Below are 17447 nucleotides of genomic sequence, written 5' to 3'. Positions count from 1 at the left end.
CAGCAAGGGCCGCAGCGTGATGCTGCGGCCCTTGCTGTGTGCAGATCCGCGCCTAGCGTTTCAGCAACGGGGCCACGCCAGAGGACAACATGAAAAGCACCGCCGCGACGCTGACGATGCTGGGCCCCGTCGGCGTGTCGAGCGTGAAGGACGCGGCCAGCCCGCCCAAGGCGGCGATCATCCCGATGATGCAGGCCGCCATCGCCATGACTTCGGGCGTGCGGGCAAAGGGGCGGGCGGCGGCGGCGGGGATGATCAGCATCGCCGCGATCAGCAGCGCGCCAACTACCTTGATCGCGACCGCGACCGTCACTGCCAGCGCCAGCGTCAATATCAGCTGTTCACGGCGCGGATTGACCCCGCTGGCCGTCGCCAGATCGGGGTTCAGCGTGGACGACAGCAATGCCTGCCAGCGCCAGACCAGCAGCGCGATCGACAGGACGGCGCCGCTCCAGATGATCGCAAGGTCGGTCTTGGTCACGGCCAGGATCTCTCCGAACAGATAGGCGCTGAGGTCGACACGCTGGTTCGGCAGCAGCGACACCGCGACAAGGCCGATGGCCAATGCCCCGTGGGCCAGCACCCCCAGCAGCGTATCCGTGCCCAGGCTGCGCCCGTTCAGGGCCGTCACGATCAGCGCCATCGACAGGGCCACCAGCAGCACCCCAGCGAAAATCGGCAGCTCGAACGCCAAGGCCAGCGCGACCCCCAGCAAAGCCGCATGCGAGGTCGCATCGCCGAAATAGGCCATGCGCCGCCAGACGACGAAACAGCCCAAAGGCGCGGCCGCAAAGGCCACACCGATACCGGCAAGCCCGGCACGTATCAAAAAGTCATCAAGCATCTTGGTCCCCATGGGCGTGGTTGCAGCCGGCACCATGGGTATGGCCCTGCGCATGGTCGTGGGTGTGGTCGTGGGTGTGACTATGATCATGTGCATGATCATGCGAATGCGAATGTTCGTGCCGGTAAAGCGCCAGCGCCCCTTGGGTGCCAGTGCCGAACAACGCGCGGTATTCCGGCGCATCGGCGACGATCTCGGGGGTGCCTTCGCAACAGACATGACCGTTCAGGCACAGCACCCGATCCGAAGCCGCCATCACCACATGCAGATCGTGGCTGACCATCAAGACAGCACAGCCCATGTCGCGGCGGACCTCTTCGATCTGGCGGTAAAACGCGGCAGAGCCGGGTTGATCCAGCCCCTGCGTCGCCTCGTCGAGGATGAGGATATGGGGTTTGTTCAGCAGGGCGCGTGCCAGCAATACGCGCTGGAACTGGCCACCCGACAAGTCGGTCATCTGCTTTTTCGCCAGATCCGTGACCCCCGCCTGTAGCAGCGCCTGCGCGATGGTCTCGCGGGGCTGGCGGCGGGGCAGGTTCAAAAAGCCATGCACCGTCAGCGGTAGCGTCGCGTCGATTTGCAGCTTTTGCGGGACATAGCCGATGCGCAGGTCCGCAGCACGGGTGATCGTCCCCGACGCGGGTTTCAGCGCGCCGATCAACGCCCGCAGCAAGCTCGACTTGCCCGACCCGTTGGGGCCGACGATGGTCACGATCTCGCCGCGCTCTACGGCGATATCAACGTCGCGCAGCACCGTTTGCCCGCCAATGCGCAGGGTCAGGTTCCGGGTGGCGATCAGGCTCATGCGGTGGCTCCGTCCTGACAGGAGGGGCAGAGGCCCTGCGCCTCGATCACCGTGCGTTCAATCTGGAACCCCGCCGCGCGGGCCGCATCGCCCAAACGCCCTTGGGTCAGCGTCGTGTCGCTTTCGGCAACCGATTGGCAACTGCGGCAGATCAGGAAGGCCGGCGTGTGATCGGCACCGACGTGGCTGCAGGCGATATAGGCGTTCAATGCCTCGATCCGGTGGGCAAGCCCCGCCTTCACCAGAAAGTCCAGCGCGCGATAGGCGACGGGCGGCTGCGCCCCGAGCCCTTCGGCAGAGAGATGCCCCAGAATATCATAGGCCCCCAAGGCGCGGTGTTCGGCCAGCAGCAGTTCCAGCACGCGGCGACGTATCGGTGTCAGCCGAAGGTCCGAGGCCGCGCAACGCGCCTCTGCGGCGGCCATCGCGTCGTCGACGCAGGCCCCGTGATCATGCGTTTCAAATCCAATGGTCGACATATTTCGCCTCCGTAGCAGGGTTCGGTGTTGATATGTTATAACGTGTGATCTATCAAGGTTATAGTATAACATTAATAGGAGCCCGCCAATGCGCCGCCTGCTTTGCACAACCCTTCTTTTCTCTGCCGGTCTGGCACATGCAGAGGTGCCCCGTGTCGCCACCGATATCGCGCCGGTACATTCGTTGGTTTCTATGGTCATGCAGGGTGCAGGCAGCCCCGATCTGATCATCCCGCCCGGCGCGTCGCCCCACAGCTATGCCATGCGCCCCAGCGAGGCGCGCGCGGTGGCCAAGGCCGATCTGGTGGTCTGGGTCGGCCCGTCGCTGGCTCCGTGGCTTGAAGAGCCGATGAGCAGTCTGGCGCAGGGGGCCGAACGTCTGACCTTGCAAGACGTAGAGGGTATCCGCCTGCTGACCAACCGCAGCGGCGTTGCGTTCGAAGCCCATGATCACGGAGATCATGAAGGTCACGATGATCACGACGGTCATGACGACTACGCGGACCACGCGGAGCACGAGGATCACGAAGGGCACGACCATTCAGCTCATGAGGGGCATGGCGACCACGAGGATCACGAGGGTCACGAGGGTCACGACCACGACGCGCATGAAGACCACGAGGATCACGGGGATCATGAAGGGCACGACCATGCCAAGCATGACGATCACGGCGACCACGAAGGCCATGATCACGACGACCACAAAGGTCACGATGACCACGCAGATCATGACGACCACGACCATGACGCACATGAAGAGGCAGACGCTCACGAAGGGCACAATCATGCACCCGGCGCGCTGGACCCGCATATCTGGCTGGATCCGCAAAACGCAATGGTCTGGTTGGATGCCATCGCTGCAAGATTATCCGCGCAAGACCCTGAAAACGCAGAGCTTTACGCAGATAACGCTGCGCAGGCCCAAGCGCAGCTGGTAGATCTTCAAGCCGATATTCAGGCCGAGCTGACGCCGCTTCGGGGGCAGAAGTTTGTCGTCTTCCACGACGCTTATCACTATTTCGAAGCCCGCTTTGATGTCGAGGCAAGTGCGGCGATCTCTCTTAGCGATGGGGCCGCCCCCAGTGCCGCGCGTCTGGCCGAGGTACGCGATGTGGTAAAGGACATGCAGGCCGCCTGCGTCTTTACCGAGCCCCAGTTCAACGCCGGTCTGGTCGAGGCGCTGCAAGACGGCACGGCGCTGAAATCCGCCTCGCTTGATCCGATTGGCGCCGCGCTTGAGCCGGGGGTGGACATGTACCCCGCTTTGCTGCGCGATCTGGCCGCAGCCTTTACCAGCTGTCTGGCAAAGTAAGCCCCGCTTCGGGCGTCACAGTGACGCCCAAAGTTGAAACAGCAGCCCCGAGGCAAATGACCCTGTCAGTGCGATCCCGATATACAGCGCGAAGACAGGGCGTTTGACCAAAGCCCAGACGGCGATGGCCGCGGGCAGGGAGGTCACCCCGCCCGCGACCAGAAACGACAGACCCGCACCGGGGGCCATGCCCTGTCCGATCAGCCCGCCCACCAGCGGCAGCGCGGCATAGCCGTTTAGATAGGCCGGCACCCCCACCAAGGTCGCGATCCCGATCGGGGCCAGCCCGCTGCCGCCAAGGGCGCGGGTCACCAGCTCTGCGGGAATCCATGCCAGCATGAGGCTTTCCAGCAGGAACGCCAGCGTCAGCCATTTGGTCAGGAAGATCGTGGTCTTGGCGGCCTCGCGCAGGAATTTGGCGGATCGCGTCTTGTCGTGCCAGAAGGCCCAAACCACAGGGTGCGATGTGCGGACCTTCGACGCGCCACAGCCCCCGTTGCCCACGCCGTCGCGCAGCGGGTCGGTCAAGCGACCCGCGCGGGACAGCAGATGCACTATGATCCCGCCAAACACCCCGAGCCCGACGGCCGCGATGGTCTTGGCCACCGCGAACTCCACCCCCAGAACGCCGGTGGTCAGCACGAACATCGACGGATCCATGACGGGCGAGGCCAGCCAGAAGGCCATGACGGCAGACAGGGGCACCCCCATCGCCAGCAGCGCCGCGATCAAGGGGATCACCCCGCATGAACAGAAGGGCGACACCCCGCCGGCCAGTGCTGCAATGGCGATCATCACGGCGGGTGATCCGGTAAAGGCACGCGCGATCAGCCCGTCGGCCCCCGTGGCACCCGCGTAGGCGGCAACCGCGATGGACAGGATCAGAAACGGCGCGACATCCAGCAGGTTGGTCGCGGTGAAGTGCACGCTGGTCACGGCAAGCGGCGCATCGAGCGCTGCGACAGCGGCCAGCATGACGATACAGACCAGCCACACGCGTTCTCGCGTCCAGATGTGATGGGCCAGCGACCTGAGCGGGCTGCGCGCGGGGTGGGGCAGGTCGGTCATGCGGCGGTCTCCTTCAAAAGTGAAACACCGGTGCAGCATTCCGAGGTGAGAAACGAAAGCGTCGCCCGCATCACGTCGAAATCCACGCGGTTGACGATGTTGCGCCCGTCGCGGCGCTGGATGATCAGCCCCGCATCGACCAATGCCCCAAGGTGATGGGCAAGGGTGGAGGGGGCCGCATTCAGATGGGCACCGATCTCCCCCACGGTCAGCGCGTCATCACCGGCGCGGACAAGCAGGCGAAAGATCGCGAGGCGGGTATCATGGCCAAGGGCGGCGAGGGCGCGGGCAGTTGTTTGATGTTCTGTCATGCTATCAAACAAAACTATAAAACTAGTTTTGTAAAGATGATTCGCATTTACCGGCGCGACAAAGAAATTGCGCCCAAGGGGGGGAACCCTTGGGCGCAGAGATTTTGAAATGAATTTGGTTGGAATAGGGTCGGGGCGTCAGACGGCGATCTTGCCGCCACCCTGTTTGGTGACCACAACCACCGCAGGGCGCGGGGGCATCTTGGGATCAAAATCGGGCCAGCGGGTGGCGGGATCTTCAAAGGTGCTTTCACGCTCGAACCCGGGGATGTTCTTGGTCCCGTCCGTGCCGGGGTGTTGCACGGCGACAAACAGCGTCTCGCCGTCGTCGGTAAAGTAGGGGCCGCACATCTCTCCGCCGACGGGGCAGCGGAAGAACAGCTTGGACGTGCCGCGTGCCTCGCCTTCGGTTTCGACCGCATACAGCCCGTCCGACTTGCCCGTCTTGGCCCAGTTGCTGCCCTGATCCGTGCTGACCCACAGGCGGCCATCGGCGTCGATGGCGCAGTTGTCGGGGCTGCCGAACCACCCGTTTTCAGAGGTTTCGGGGTTCCATTGTGCGCCCACGTCCGACACCGACGGATCGCCGCATTTCACAAGGATCGACCAGCGCCCCTGCGTTGCCGCGTGGTTGCCGCCGTCTTCCTTGATCTCGATGATGTGGCCAAAGCTGCTGTCGGCACGCGGGTTGGCGGCGTTCACCTCATCCTCTGTGCGTTTTGTGTTGTTTGTCAGCATGATATAGGCCGTGCCGTCACCACGGGGCTGCGCGTCTTCGGGGCGGTCCATCGGGGTCGCGCCCAGCAGATCGGCCGCGATCCGCGTGTCGATCATCACGTCGCCTTGGTCATTGAAGCCGTTTTCAGCCGTCAGCGGGCCGGTGCCGTGGGTCAGGGGCAGCCAGGTCACCGTGCCGTCCTCGTCAAAGCGCGCGACATAAAGCGTGCCGTCGCTCAGCAGTTTGGCGTTGGCCGCCCGGTCGTCCGAGACTTTGCCCCCCGAGACGTATTTATACTGGTAATCAAAGCGGTTGTCGTCGCCCATATAGACCACCAGACGCCCGTCACTGCTGACCGTGGTTTCCGCACCTTCGTGGCGGAAGCGGCCCAAAGCGGTGTGTTTGACGGGGGTAGAGGTCGGGTCCATCGGGTCTACCTCGACCACCCAGCCGAATTTATTGGGGGCGAGGGGTTCTTTATCGATGTTGAAACGGTCGTATTGCGCGCCCCAGGCGTACCACATGCCCGGCACGCCATAGCGTTTGTAGGACGCCGCTTCGGGGTGGTCATCGGCGATCACGGGTTTGCCGTCCGCGTCCAGCTGGTCGCTCCAGAAATAGCCGTGGAAGTTCTCCTCGGCCATGAGCCACGTCCCCCAAGGGGTCAGCCCGCCGGCGCAGTTGTTCAGCGTGCCGATCACATTCACCCCGTCGGGGTCGTCGTTGGTCTTCATCCGCGCATGGCCCGCGGCGGGGCCGTCGATGGTCATCGCGGTGTCCAGCGGGGTGATGCGGCGGTTCATCTTGCCGTCGCGCACCACCTGCCAGACCCCGGCGTCGTCCTTGGCGATCTCGACCACCGAACCACCGTGGGCGGCCATTTCAATGTCGATCAGCGCGGGCGTCATGCCGGAAAATTGCGCGCGGTCCTGACGGCCAAGTCCGGGGAACATCACCTCTTCGTTGGTGTATTCGTGGTTCACACAAAGCAACCCGCGGCTGCCCTCATCATTCAGCGGGACAAAGCCCACGTAGTCATTGTTATAGCCGAACTGCTTAAGCTGCGCGGCCGCGGTCTGGTTCATCACGTCGAATTCGGGCGCGTCGGCGGTGATCGGATCGCCCCACCGCAGCAGCACATTGGCGTCATAGCCGTCGGCCACATGATGGGTTTCGTCATTGCCCCATGCCAGTTCGTCAAAGACATAGCGGCTGTCCGCGGTGGCGGCACTTGCCTGACGCGGCGCGACCATTGCCGAGGTGCCGAACAATGCGGTTGTCGCCGTGACCCCCAGCATGCCGCGCAAGATGTCGCGGCGTCCGTAGCGCGCGTTGATCACATCGCCGATGGTGCGCTGCAGATTGGGGTTGGTGGGGATGTCGTCGAAGGCTTCGAAAGCTTCGGCCTTATTGCCGATTTCGGGATCATCGAGGATTTGGCGACGTGTCATGGCTATTCCTTTATTGTGTCGGGCAGTGCCTCTGGCATTGCGTTTGGCGAGGTGACTCGCGGTTGCGCCTTATGTCGTCGCGATGTGCTACAAATGTGTTCCGCTTTCATGACAGTTCTGTGACAGGGCGCGCGGCGGTGGGCTGTGTTGCGCGCCACCCTAGCGCAGGAACGGGCAGGATGTGGGCGAAAATCGGCTGCCGGTATCCGCAGCACAGATCAGCGGGGCAGGGCGGTGGCGCAGGGCCAAATCCAAAGCCAAGGGGATGATCGGTCCTGCCCCCCTTGAACCCCCTAGGTGGCGCGATTAATCTTAAGCCAAGGTTTCGCGGGTATGGTCCGGCGAACGGCAATATCAGGCAGGCTTTATGAACGATCCACATGATACATATATGAACACGCTGGTCCCTATGGTGGTTGAACAAACCAGCCGGGGCGAACGTGCGTACGACATCTTCTCGCGTCTGCTGAAAGAGCGGATCATTTTCCTTAACGGGCCTGTGCATGACGGCATGTCTTCGCTGATCGTGGCGCAACTTCTGCATCTCGAGGCAGAGAACCCCTCAAAGGAAATTTCCATGTATATCAACAGCCCCGGCGGCGTTGTGACCTCTGGCCTGTCGATCTACGATACGATGCAGTACATCAAACCGAAGGTGTCCACGCTGGTCATCGGGCAGGCGGCATCCATGGGGTCGCTGTTGCTGCAAGCGGGCGAAAAAGGCATGCGATTCTCGCTGCCCAACAGCCGCGTTATGGTCCACCAGCCCTCCGGCGGGTATCAGGGTCAGGCGACGGACATCATGATTCACGCGCAGGAAACGCAAAAGCTGAAAACGCGCCTGAACGAGATCTATGTCAAACACACCGGCCAGCCGCTGGAAAAAGTCGAAGCAGCGCTTGAGCGTGACAACTTCATGTCGCCCGAAGAAGCCAAAGACTGGGGCCTGATCGACGAGATCGTCGAGAACCGCGGCAAGATGGATGATCCTGATGCGCCAAAAGATGGCGACAAAAAAGGCAAGTAAATAAGGCGTGCGTGGCCCGTTATTTTGCGATTGTGGACCACGCACCGCTGGCCTAAGCTGGCACCGAGCAAAAAAATATATAGATGGCTGCCCTATGGCGGACACGATCAAACGACAGACCTGAAAGGGTTGAAATGGCTAATACTTCGAGCGGCGACAGCAAGAACACACTTTATTGCAGCTTTTGTGGCAAAAGTCAGCATGAGGTGCGCAAGCTGATTGCAGGTCCGACTGTCTTCATTTGTGACGAATGTGTCGAACTTTGCATGGATATCATCCGCGAGGAAACCAAGGCCTCGGGGCTGAAAGCCACCGATGGTGTGCCGACCCCGAAAGACATCTGTGATGTTCTGGACGATTACGTGATCGGGCAGGCGATGGCCAAACGGGTGCTGTCGGTTGCCGTGCACAACCACTATAAACGTCTCAACCACGCCCAGAAGGGTGGGGACATCGAACTGGCGAAATCCAACATCCTGCTGATCGGCCCCACGGGCTGCGGTAAGACGCTGCTGGCGCAAACGCTGGCGCGTATTCTGGATGTGCCCTTTACCATGGCCGATGCGACGACACTGACCGAAGCGGGCTATGTCGGGGAAGATGTTGAAAACATTATCCTCAAGCTGTTGCAGGCGTCTGAGTACAATGTCGAGCGTGCACAGCGCGGCATCGTCTATATCGACGAAGTTGATAAAATCACGCGCAAATCCGAAAACCCCAGCATCACCCGTGATGTGAGCGGCGAAGGCGTGCAGCAAGCCTTGCTGAAACTGATGGAAGGCACCGTGGCCTCTGTCCCGCCGCAGGGCGGGCGCAAGCATCCGCAGCAGGAATTCCTGCAGGTGGATACCACGAACATCCTGTTCATCTGCGGCGGTGCTTTCGCCGGTCTGGACCGGATCATTGCCGCGCGCGGTAAAGGGTCGGCTATGGGCTTTGGTGCCGATGTGCGTGATCAGGATGCCCGCGGCATTGGCGAGATTTTCACCGACCTCGAACCGGAAGATCTGCTGAAGTTCGGCCTGATCCCTGAATTCGTAGGCCGTCTGCCGGTTCTGGCGACGCTTGAGGATCTGGACGAGGACGCGCTGGTCACCATCCTGACCGAACCGAAAAACGCGTTGGTCAAACAGTACCAGCGCTTGTTCGAGATCGAGGATACGCAGCTGACCTTTACCGATGACGCGCTGTTGGCGATCGCGAAACGCGCCATCGAACGCAAAACCGGTGCCCGTGGTTTGCGTTCTATCCTCGAAGACATCTTGCTGAACACGATGTTCGATCTGCCCGGCATGGACAGCGTCACCGAGGTGGTCGTGAACGAAGAGGCGGTGACCTCTGACGCGGCACCGCTGATGATCCACGCCGACGCCGAGAAAGAGCCTGCAACCGCCGGCTAGGCATCGCCTGCATGTTAACTGATCAAGGCGCGCCAGCGATGGCGCGCCTTTTTCGTATCTGGAGGGGGCCGCCGCTTTGTCGCTTGACCTTAGCAAGGGCAGGCGCTTTGACAGGGGCAGGCATGACAGACAAGAGGCGCATCATGACAAGACGTATTTTTTCCGGTGGTGAATTCGAAGCCAAGATCGGCTACTGCCGCGCCGTTGTGGCGGGGGGCTTTGTCCACGTGGCGGGCACCGTGGGGCAGGGCGATACCGTGACCGACCAGTGCCGCGCCGCCCTTGCGACCATCGAAGGCGCCCTGCGCGAGGCAGGCTGCACCATGGCGGATGTGGTGCGCGTGAACTATTATCTGCCCGACCGCGCAGAGTTCGAACCCTGCTGGCCGATCCTGTCCGAGGTCTTTGGCGACGCGCCGCCCGCCGCGACAATGATCGAATGCGGGTTGATCGACGACAAATACCGCATTGAAATCGAAGTCACCGCCTGCCTACCCGGCTGAAAACCGCGGCTATGTGCCCCGAAGCCCGCTAGACCTTTGCGCGGCCTTGGTGCATATATCCATCAAAGCTTCAGGAGACCTCTATGGGCATTCTCAACTCTCTTTTGCGCGGCGTGACATGGTGGAACGGCCAGACGCTGAACACGCAACTGTTCACGTGGCGCAAGGGCATCAAGGTCGGCGAAGACGCCGAGGGCAATGTGTACTACCGCAACGCGGACAGCAGCAAACGCTGGGTGATCTTCAACGGCGAGATCGAGGCGACGCGCGTCAACGCGGATTGGCACGGCTGGCTGCACCATTCGTGGGATGAAACCCCCGAGGCGCGTCCGCTGGCGCATAAGACCTGGGAAAAGCCCCACCAAGAGAACCTGACCGGCACCGCCCTGGCCTATGCGCCCGCAGGATCGATCCGCCGCGAGAAGCCTGCGGACCGCGGTGACTACGAGGCGTGGCAGCCCGAATAAGCGCCACACGCGCGCCCCGTGATCGGGCGCGCGCTGCTGCGGCGGCTCGGCTGTGCTGGCGACGCCCTTCGACGTTCAAGGAACCCATGTGATGCGCAAGATATTGATGATGCTCGCCATAATGGCCGCACCGGTGCAGGCACAGCAGGTGGCCAGCGCTGAAGGCGGAGTTTTGCGCGCGCTCGACAAGGTATCGGGTGTGTCACGTGACGTTGAAATGCGCCGTGGCGAAACCGCGCGCGTGGGCAATCTGAATGTGACGATGAACGAATGTCGCTATCCGTCGGGCAACCCTGCGGGCGACGCCTATGCCGAGCTCGAGATCGTCGAGACGGGCGACGAGAACCGGCTTTTTGCAGGCTGGATGATCGCCTCTGCCCCTGCGCTGTCGGCGTTGGAGCATCCGCGCTATGACATCTGGGTCATCCGCTGCACCACCTCTTGAGGGCTGGCCGCAGCGGGCGCTGTGAAATCTGCCGTTTTCATCAACGCCATCTCTAGCCGTGCGTGATAGGCCGCGCGGGTGATCTCTTGCGCGCCAAGGGACGCCAGATGCGGGGTCAGGAACTGCGTGTCAAACAGGGTAAACCCGCCGCGGTTTAGCCGGTCCACCAGACAGGCGAGCGCGATCTTGGACGCGTTGTCGCGCCTTGAAAACATGCTTTCTCCAAAGAACGCACGCCCCAGCGTGACGCCATAGACCCCGCCCACCAGCATGTCATCCTCCCAGACCTCAAGGGCGTGGGCATGACCAAGCCTATGTAGCTGGGCATAAAGGCTGAAAATCTCGGCGTTGATCCAGGTGTCGGCGCGGTCGGCGCAGCCGGTGACAACCTCGTTGAACGCGGTGTTGGTGGTGATGGTAAATCGCGTGCGCCGCATCGCGCGCGACAGGGACCGCGAGATATGGAACCCGTCGAGGGGAAATACACCCCGACGCCGCGGATCGACCCAGAAAATCTCTGGGTCGTCGCGGTGTTCGGCCATGGGGAAAATCCCGATGGAATAGCCGTGTAATAACAGCTCGGGCGTGAGGTCAGGCATTGCCCAGGTTGGTTTCAAGCCAATGCTCTAGCCAGTGGATGTTATAGTCCCCTGTCAGCACGTCCTGTTCGTCCAGCAGCGCATGGAACAACGGCACCGTGGTGTCGACCCCATCCACGATCAGCTCGCCCAAGGCGCGACGCAGACGCGCCAGCGCTTCGGGGCGGTCGCGCCCGTGGACGATGAGCTTGCCGATCAGGCTGTCGTAATAGGGCGGGATCTTATAGCCGTCATACAGCGCGCTATCCATTCGCACACCAAGCCCGCCTGGGGCGTGATACTGCGTGATCTTGCCCGGGCAGGGCGAGAAGTTCGGCAGTTTCTCGGCGTTGATCCGGACCTCGATCGCGTGGCCGTTGATCTGCAGGTCTTCTTGGGTAAAGGACATATCCATACCGGCAGCAACGCGGATCTGTTCGCGCACCAGATCGACCCCGAAGATGCCTTCGGTCACAGGGTGTTCCACCTGCAAACGCGTGTTCATCTCGATGAAGTAGAATTCGCCGTTTTCATAGAGGAATTCGATCGTGCCCGCACCGATGTAGTTGATGTTGGCCATCGCATCGGCACAGACTTTACCGATCCGCGCGCGTTCTTCGGCGGTGATCGACGGGCCGGGGGCCTCTTCGAAAACCTTCTGGTGACGGCGTTGCAGCGAACAGTCCCGCTCGCCCAGGTGGACAGCACGGCCCTTGCCGTCGCCAAAGACCTGAATCTCGATGTGGCGGGGCGTGGTCAGGTATTTCTCGATATAGACTTCGTCATTGCCGAAGTTCGATTTACCCTCGGCGCGGGCGGTCATGAAGGCACGTTCCATGTCAGCGGCGGATTGCGCCACTTTCATGCCCTTGCCACCCCCACCGGCGGTCGCCTTGATGATCACCGGATAGCCGATTTCCTCGCCGATACGCTTGGCGTCGGCCAATGTGGGCACGCCGCCGTCAGAACCGGGAACGCAAGGCACGCCAAGCTCTTTCATGGTGTCCTTGGCGGTGATCTTGTCGCCCATGATGCGGATGTGTTCCGCTGTGGGGCCGATGAAGGTCAGGTCGTGGTCTTCGACGATCTGCACAAAGCCCGCGTTTTCCGACAAGAAACCGTATCCGGGGTGGATCGCTTCGGCTCCGGTGATCTCGCAGGCGGCGATGATCGACGGGATCGACAGATAGGATTGCTGCGAAGAGGGCGGGCCGATGCAGACAGATTCGTCTGCCATGCGCACATGCATCGCATCGCTGTCAGCCGTCGAATGGACGGCGACAGACCCGATGCCCATCTCGCGGGCCGCACGGATCACGCGCAACGCGATCTCGCCGCGGTTTGCGACTAGGATTTTTTTGAACATGGGTTTCGCCTTATTCCAGGATCACCAAAGGCGCGCCGAATTCAACGGCGGCGCCGTCTTCTACCAAGATCCGCTTGACCGTGCCGGAGCGTGGCGCAGGAATGTGGTTCATGGTTTTCATCGCTTCGACGATCAACAGCGTGTCGCCTTCGGAAACGCTTGTCCCGACAGAGATAAACGCGGGCGCGCCGGGTTCGGCTTGCATATAGACGGTGCCCACCATCGGAGAGACGACTGCGCCGGGGTGATCCGCCGGGTCGCTGTTGTCTGCGGCAGGGGCTGCTGCCGCTGCTGGGGCCGCGGGGGCGGGGGCTGCATAGTGTGCAGGGGCCGACTGCGCCTGTTGCGGCGCGACGATTTGTTGTGGGGGTTTACGGCTGACGCGCACATTCAGGCTGTCATCCTCGGCGTAATCCCGCTTGACCTGCAATTCGGTCAGATCGTTTTCATTCAGCAACTCGGCGAGCGCCTGGATAAAAGCCACATCGGCGTCATGGGTGTTTTTTGTCATATTTTCCTCAGCCAGTCTAAGTCGATCGGGCGCTGCCTGTGCCCTTGAATTGCTGCCTTATAGGGCATGGGCGCAGGCATGAAAAGCAAGCAGTTGCCTAACGTAAGCTTGGCCGCGCAAAGCGCGGGATCGGGCAGCGGATCGGGGCGAGGGATATGGGGGATGCGACAGGGGGACGCGGGCGCGGGAAAATGCCGGTGTGAAACATATGTTTCGTCTGTTTTTCCCGCGCGCGTAGAGGCTTGGCCGTCAGATTGCCAGATATTCGGCACGCAGTTCGGCGTTGTTCAGCACCTCTTCGGCGGTGCCGTCAAACACCACGCCACCGGTATCAAGGATCACCGCACGATCCGCGAGTTTAAGCGCACGCACCGCGTTTTGTTCGACCAGAATGGTGGTGATGCCTTGGGATTTGATCAGCGACAGGGTCTTTTCGATCTCGTCCACGATGACGGGGGCAAGCCCTTCATAGGGTTCATCCAGCAGCAGCACCTTGATGTCACGGGCCAGCGCACGGGCAATCGCCAGCATCTGTTGTTCGCCGCCCGACAGGGTCACGCCCTCTTGCTTGCGGCGTTCCTTTAGGCGGGGGAATAATTCGTAGATGCGGTCAAGCGACCAGCCGATGGGCGGGGCGATCTGCGCCAGTTGCAGGTTTTCCTCGACCGTGAGACCCGCGATGATGCGGCGGTCTTCGGGGACCAGCGCCAGACCGTTTGCGGCGGCCTCGTGGCTGGCCATCTTGTGCAGCGGCTGGTGGTCCAGCCAGACCTCTCCTTTGCGCAACTCGGGATCGCCGATTTGCGCGATGGCCCGCAGGGTAGAGGTTTTCCCCGCCCCGTTGCGGCCCAGAAGCGCCAGGATCTCGCCTTCGTGCACGTTAAAGCTGACGCCCTGCACGATGTAGCTTTCGCCGTAATAGGCGTGGATGTCCCAGACCGAAAGATAGGCGGGGGCGGTAGCGGCGTGGTTGGCGCTGTTCGAGAAATCGGGTTTCGTGTTCATAGTCTTGTCCTTGCAAAGCCGTGTGTGCGGGGCGACGCGGGAGGGGGGAACCCCCGTGCGTCAGGCGGCGTCTTGGGATTCGCCCAAATACGCCTCGCGCACCTTGGGGTGGCCTTTGATGTTGTCGGGGGTGTCTTCGACCAGCGGGGTGCCTTGCGCCAACACGGTGATCCGTTCCGCCAGCGAGAACACCACATGCATGTCGTGTTCGATGATGGCGATGGTGATGTCGCGTTCGTTCTTGATCTGTTTCAGCAGGTCGATGGTATTGTTGGTATCGGCCCGCGCCATGCCCGCTGTGGGTTCATCCAACAGCAGCAGGCGCGGGTCTTGCGACAGGCACATCGCGATTTCCAACCGACGTTTGTCACCGCGCGACATAGAGGCCGCGTTCATGTGGCGCTTGTCGGCGAGCTTCATCTCGACAAGCATCTCTTCGGCTTTTTCGATCACGTCACGTTGGCTCGACATGGCGGTGAGCGCGTTCATCTGGAACGCCCCGTCACGTTTGGCAAAGCAGGGGATCATCATGTTCTCCTGCACGCTGAGATCGCCGAAGATCTCGGGCGTCTGGAATACGCGGGAAATCCCCATCTGGTTGATCTCGTAGGGTTTGCGCCCCAGCACCGACTGCCCGTCGAACATGACCGATCCGGTATCGGGGATCAGCTTGCCCACCAGACAGTTCAGCAGCGTGGATTTGCCCGCCCCGTTCGGCCCGATGATCGCATGGACCGAGTTTTCCGCGACGCTGAGGTTCACGTCGCTCAGCGCTTGCAACCCGCCGAAACGTTTGCCGACATTTTTGACTTCGAGAATGGCCATCTGTTCAGCTCCTTCTTATTCGGCTGGGGGTGTGTTGCGTTGTGCGGCGGCGTCTGCCTCGACCGATCCGGCGTTCCGGTCCTTGCGGCGGAACACGCGACCGATACGTTGACCGCCTTCGACCAGACCACCGGGCAGGAAGATCACGACCAGCATGAACAGCAGACCCAGCGTCAGGTGCCAGCCCTTGCCCACAAAGGGGTGGATCAGCGTGATCAGCGTGTCTTCCAGCCCGTCAGGCATAAAGGCGAACCAACCGTGCAGCACGTTATCGTTGATCTTGGAAAAGATGTTTTCAAAGTACTTGATAAAGCCCGCGCCCAGAACCGGCCCCAGTAGGGTGCCCGCACCACCAAGGATGGTCATCAGCACGACCTCGCCCGAGGCGGTCCACTGCATCCGTTCAGCACCGGCAAGCGGGTCCATTGCGGCCAGCAGGCCACCGGCCAGACCGGCATACATGCCAGAGATGACAAAGGCCGCCAGCGTGTAGGGTTTGGTGTTCAGGCCCGTGTAGTTCATCCGTTGCTGGTTCGATTTCACCGCCCGCAGCATCATGCCGAAAGGCGACCGGAATACACGGATCGAGATATAGAACGCCAGCAGCATGATCACGGCACAAAGGTAATACCCGACCGAGAAGGTGAAGGACCACGCCCCGAAATCCAGCGTCGTCGCCGCATTCATTTGCGCCCCGAACAGATTGGGGTAGCTGGGCGCGTTTGCCCCATCAAGGATACGCGGATCGCTCAGCGCGATTTGCAGGCCGGTTTCCCCGTTGGTGATCGGCGTCAGCACCGAATAGGCAAGGTTGAACGACATCTGCGCAAAGGCCAGCGTCAGGATCGAAAAGTAGATCCCCGACCGGCGCAGCGAGACAAAGCCGATCACGACAGAGAAGAGCCCCGCCACGATCACCGACAAAAGGATCGCGGGGATCACGTTCATCGACAAGAGCTTCATCATCCACACGGCAGAGTAGGAACCGACCCCCAGAAAGGCCGCGTGACCAAAGGAGAGGTATCCGGTCAATCCGAACAGAATGTTGAAGCCGATGGCAAAGATGCCAAAGATCACAAAGCGTTGCATCAGGTCAGGGTAGCCCGCGTTGAACTGCGCCAGCCCTGATCCGGCGGGGAAGGGGTTGAGGATGATAGGGGCTGCCATGGTCAGGAATGCCACCACCAACAGCAGGAGAAAGTCTTTTTTCGTGAGTGAGTGCATGGGTTATTCCTCCATCACGCCTTTGCGGCCCATCAGGCCACGGGGGCGTGTCAGCAAGATGAGTATCGCGACAACGTAAATGATGATCTGGTCAATGCCGGGCAGGATGTTCTTGACCTCGTTCATCGAGGCAAAGCTTTCCAGAATGCCCAGCAAGAACCCCGCCAGCACGGCACCGGGCAGCGACCCCATGCCGCCGACAACGACGACCACAAAGCTCAGCACCAGAAAATCCATACCCATGTGGTAGTTGGGCGAATTGATCGGCGCGTACATGACACCGGCCAGACCGGCGACCGCGGCGGCGATGCCGAACATGATGGTGAAACGTTTGTCGATGTTGATGCCCAGCAGACCGACGGTCTCGCGGTCGGCCATACCGGCGCGTACGACCATCCCGAAGGTGGTGAACTGCAAGAAGGCAAAAACGCCACCGATGATCACGGCCGAGAAGGCGAAATAGATCAGACGCCAGTAGGGGTAGATGATCGCATTGGGATCAAAGCCCAGCATCACGCCAAAGTCGAACGACCCGCGAAACGCCTCCGGGGCGGAGGTAGGGATCGGGTTTGCGCCGTAGAAATACTTGATCACCTCTTGCAGCACGATCGCCAGACCGAAGGTCACGAGGATCTGGTCGGCATGGGGGCGCTTGTAGAAATGTTTGATCAACCCGCGCTCCATGACAAAGCCGATGGCCAGCATGATCGGCACGGCAAAGAGGATCGACAGGGGAACGGACCAATCCAGCATCCAGGCACCGGCGGTCTCTCCGAACCAGTCCTTGATATAGAGAATGTCCTCGTATTTCGGCTTGCCCAGAAAATCGACGCCGGAGGGTTCCGATGCCTTATGGCTGAGCGTGAAAATCTTGCTTAGCGTGACGGCGCAGAAGGCACCGATCATGAACAGCGCCCCATGGGCAAAGTTCACGACACCCAGCGTGCCGAAAATCAACGTCAGACCAAGCGCGATGAGCGCATAGGCTGAACCTTTGTCCAACCCGTTAAGAAGTTGCAAAAGAATGGCGTCCATCGCGGTGCCCTCGAATTTTTAAGAAGTGAAAGGCGGAAAAACCCGCCGGCAAGGTAAGGCAGGGGTCGCCCCC

Annotated in this window: 19 protein-coding genes; 6 read left to right on the top strand and 13 right to left on the bottom strand. The window is 61.3% G+C overall.

Translation table 11 applies throughout. From position 1 onward, the window contains the following. Positions 1–52 precede the first annotated feature (52 nt). The 3 genes from IV89_RS10825 to IV89_RS10815 are packed head-to-tail and all read right to left on the bottom strand — an operon-like array spanning position 53 to position 2128. The gene (locus tag IV89_RS10825) at positions 53–844 is read right to left on the bottom strand and encodes an iron chelate uptake ABC transporter family permease subunit (RefSeq protein WP_180827530.1); all 792 of its coding nucleotides are present in this window, start codon (positions 842–844) and stop codon (positions 53–55) included. After that, the gene (locus IV89_RS10820) at positions 837–1649 is read right to left on the bottom strand and encodes a metal ABC transporter ATP-binding protein (protein ID WP_037943975.1); all 813 of its coding nucleotides are present in this window, start codon (positions 1647–1649) and stop codon (positions 837–839) included. Before IV89_RS10820 ends, IV89_RS10825 begins: the two co-directional genes overlap by 8 nt. Beyond that, on the bottom strand, positions 1646–2128 hold the full coding sequence (locus IV89_RS10815; protein ID WP_005852777.1) for a transcriptional repressor: 483 nt from the start codon (positions 2126–2128) through the stop codon (positions 1646–1648). The genes IV89_RS10820 and IV89_RS10815 overlap by 4 nt, the downstream gene beginning before the upstream one ends. Before the next feature lie 88 nt (positions 2129–2216). On the opposite strand from IV89_RS10815, the gene IV89_RS10810 reads away from it, so the two are divergent. Continuing rightward, a complete protein-coding gene (locus tag IV89_RS10810; RefSeq protein WP_037943977.1) occupies positions 2217–3440 on the top strand; it encodes a zinc ABC transporter substrate-binding protein in 1224 nt (407 codons plus the stop codon). 15 nt (positions 3441–3455) lie between these two features. Here the strand turns inward: IV89_RS10810 and IV89_RS10805 are convergent, their stop codons facing one another. From IV89_RS10805 to IV89_RS10795, 3 genes are all read right to left on the bottom strand, one after another. After that, positions 3456–4508: a permease gene (locus IV89_RS10805; protein ID WP_037943978.1), complete on the bottom strand. Its 1053-nt coding sequence runs from the start codon at positions 4506–4508 to the stop codon at positions 3456–3458. Beyond that, on the bottom strand, positions 4505–4819 hold the full coding sequence (locus IV89_RS10800) for a metalloregulator ArsR/SmtB family transcription factor (protein ID WP_037944992.1): 315 nt from the start codon (positions 4817–4819) through the stop codon (positions 4505–4507). Before IV89_RS10800 ends, IV89_RS10805 begins: the two co-directional genes overlap by 4 nt. Before the next feature lie 138 nt (positions 4820–4957). After that, a complete protein-coding gene (locus IV89_RS10795) occupies positions 4958–6988 on the bottom strand; it encodes a PhoX family phosphatase (RefSeq protein ID WP_037943979.1) in 2031 nt (676 codons plus the stop codon). Between the two features lie 367 nt (positions 6989–7355). On the opposite strand from IV89_RS10795, the gene IV89_RS10790 reads away from it, so the two are divergent. The 5 genes from IV89_RS10790 to IV89_RS10770 all read left to right on the top strand — a co-directional run bounded on the left by IV89_RS10790 (position 7356) and on the right by IV89_RS10770 (position 10830). Continuing rightward, on the top strand, positions 7356–8015 hold the full coding sequence (locus tag IV89_RS10790) for an ATP-dependent Clp protease proteolytic subunit (protein WP_009826714.1): 660 nt from the start codon (positions 7356–7358) through the stop codon (positions 8013–8015). A gap of 134 nt (positions 8016–8149) precedes the next feature. Next, entirely contained in the window at positions 8150–9415 is a 1266-nt protein-coding gene (clpX, locus tag IV89_RS10785) for an ATP-dependent Clp protease ATP-binding subunit ClpX (protein ID WP_005852783.1), read from the top strand. Positions 9416–9558: 143 nt separating this feature from the next. Continuing rightward, a complete protein-coding gene (locus IV89_RS10780) occupies positions 9559–9918 on the top strand; it encodes a RidA family protein (protein WP_005852785.1) in 360 nt (119 codons plus the stop codon). A gap of 83 nt (positions 9919–10001) precedes the next feature. Further along, entirely contained in the window at positions 10002–10385 is a 384-nt protein-coding gene (locus IV89_RS10775) for an NADH:ubiquinone oxidoreductase subunit NDUFA12 (RefSeq protein ID WP_005852787.1), read from the top strand. A gap of 91 nt (positions 10386–10476) precedes the next feature. Further along, the gene (locus tag IV89_RS10770) at positions 10477–10830 is read left to right on the top strand and encodes a DUF2155 domain-containing protein (RefSeq protein ID WP_005852788.1); all 354 of its coding nucleotides are present in this window, start codon (positions 10477–10479) and stop codon (positions 10828–10830) included. On the opposite strand, the gene aat is transcribed toward IV89_RS10770, so the two are convergent. From aat to IV89_RS10735, 7 genes are all read right to left on the bottom strand, one after another. Beyond that, positions 10794–11429: a leucyl/phenylalanyl-tRNA--protein transferase gene (gene aat / locus IV89_RS10765; protein ID WP_037943981.1), complete on the bottom strand. Its 636-nt coding sequence runs from the start codon at positions 11427–11429 to the stop codon at positions 10794–10796. The genes IV89_RS10770 and aat overlap by 37 nt on opposite strands. After that, positions 11422–12774, bottom strand: coding sequence for an acetyl-CoA carboxylase biotin carboxylase subunit (accC, locus tag IV89_RS10760; RefSeq protein ID WP_037943983.1), 1353 nt, complete (start codon positions 12772–12774; stop codon positions 11422–11424). Before accC ends, aat begins: the two co-directional genes overlap by 8 nt. 10 nt (positions 12775–12784) lie before the next feature. Next, the gene (gene accB, locus IV89_RS10755; RefSeq protein WP_005852791.1) at positions 12785–13285 is read right to left on the bottom strand and encodes an acetyl-CoA carboxylase biotin carboxyl carrier protein; all 501 of its coding nucleotides are present in this window, start codon (positions 13283–13285) and stop codon (positions 12785–12787) included. A 249-nt stretch (positions 13286–13534) separates the two neighbouring features. Beyond that, entirely contained in the window at positions 13535–14290 is a 756-nt protein-coding gene (locus tag IV89_RS10750) for an ABC transporter ATP-binding protein (RefSeq protein WP_005852792.1), read from the bottom strand. A 60-nt stretch (positions 14291–14350) separates the two neighbouring features. Next, positions 14351–15115 carry an ABC transporter ATP-binding protein gene (locus tag IV89_RS10745; RefSeq protein WP_037943984.1) on the bottom strand — a complete coding sequence of 255 codons (765 nt, stop codon included), beginning with the start codon at positions 15113–15115 and terminating at the stop codon, positions 14351–14353. 15 nt (positions 15116–15130) lie between these two features. Next, positions 15131–16339, bottom strand: a complete 1209-nt coding sequence (locus tag IV89_RS10740; protein ID WP_005852794.1) for a branched-chain amino acid ABC transporter permease — start codon at positions 16337–16339, stop codon at positions 15131–15133. A gap of 3 nt (positions 16340–16342) precedes the next feature. Further along, positions 16343–17374 (bottom strand): branched-chain amino acid ABC transporter permease, encoded by a 1032-nt coding sequence (locus tag IV89_RS10735; protein ID WP_009826721.1) that lies wholly within the window; start codon positions 17372–17374, stop codon positions 16343–16345. Positions 17375–17447 lie beyond the last annotated feature (73 nt).

Origin of the sequence: Sulfitobacter sp. CB2047 (genome assembly GCF_000735125.2) — a bacterium.
GTDB lineage: Bacteria > Pseudomonadota > Alphaproteobacteria > Rhodobacterales > Rhodobacteraceae > Sulfitobacter > Sulfitobacter pontiacus.
Note: the sequence above shows the minus strand (reverse complement) of the source record. Positions and strands in the feature narration are given on the sequence as shown.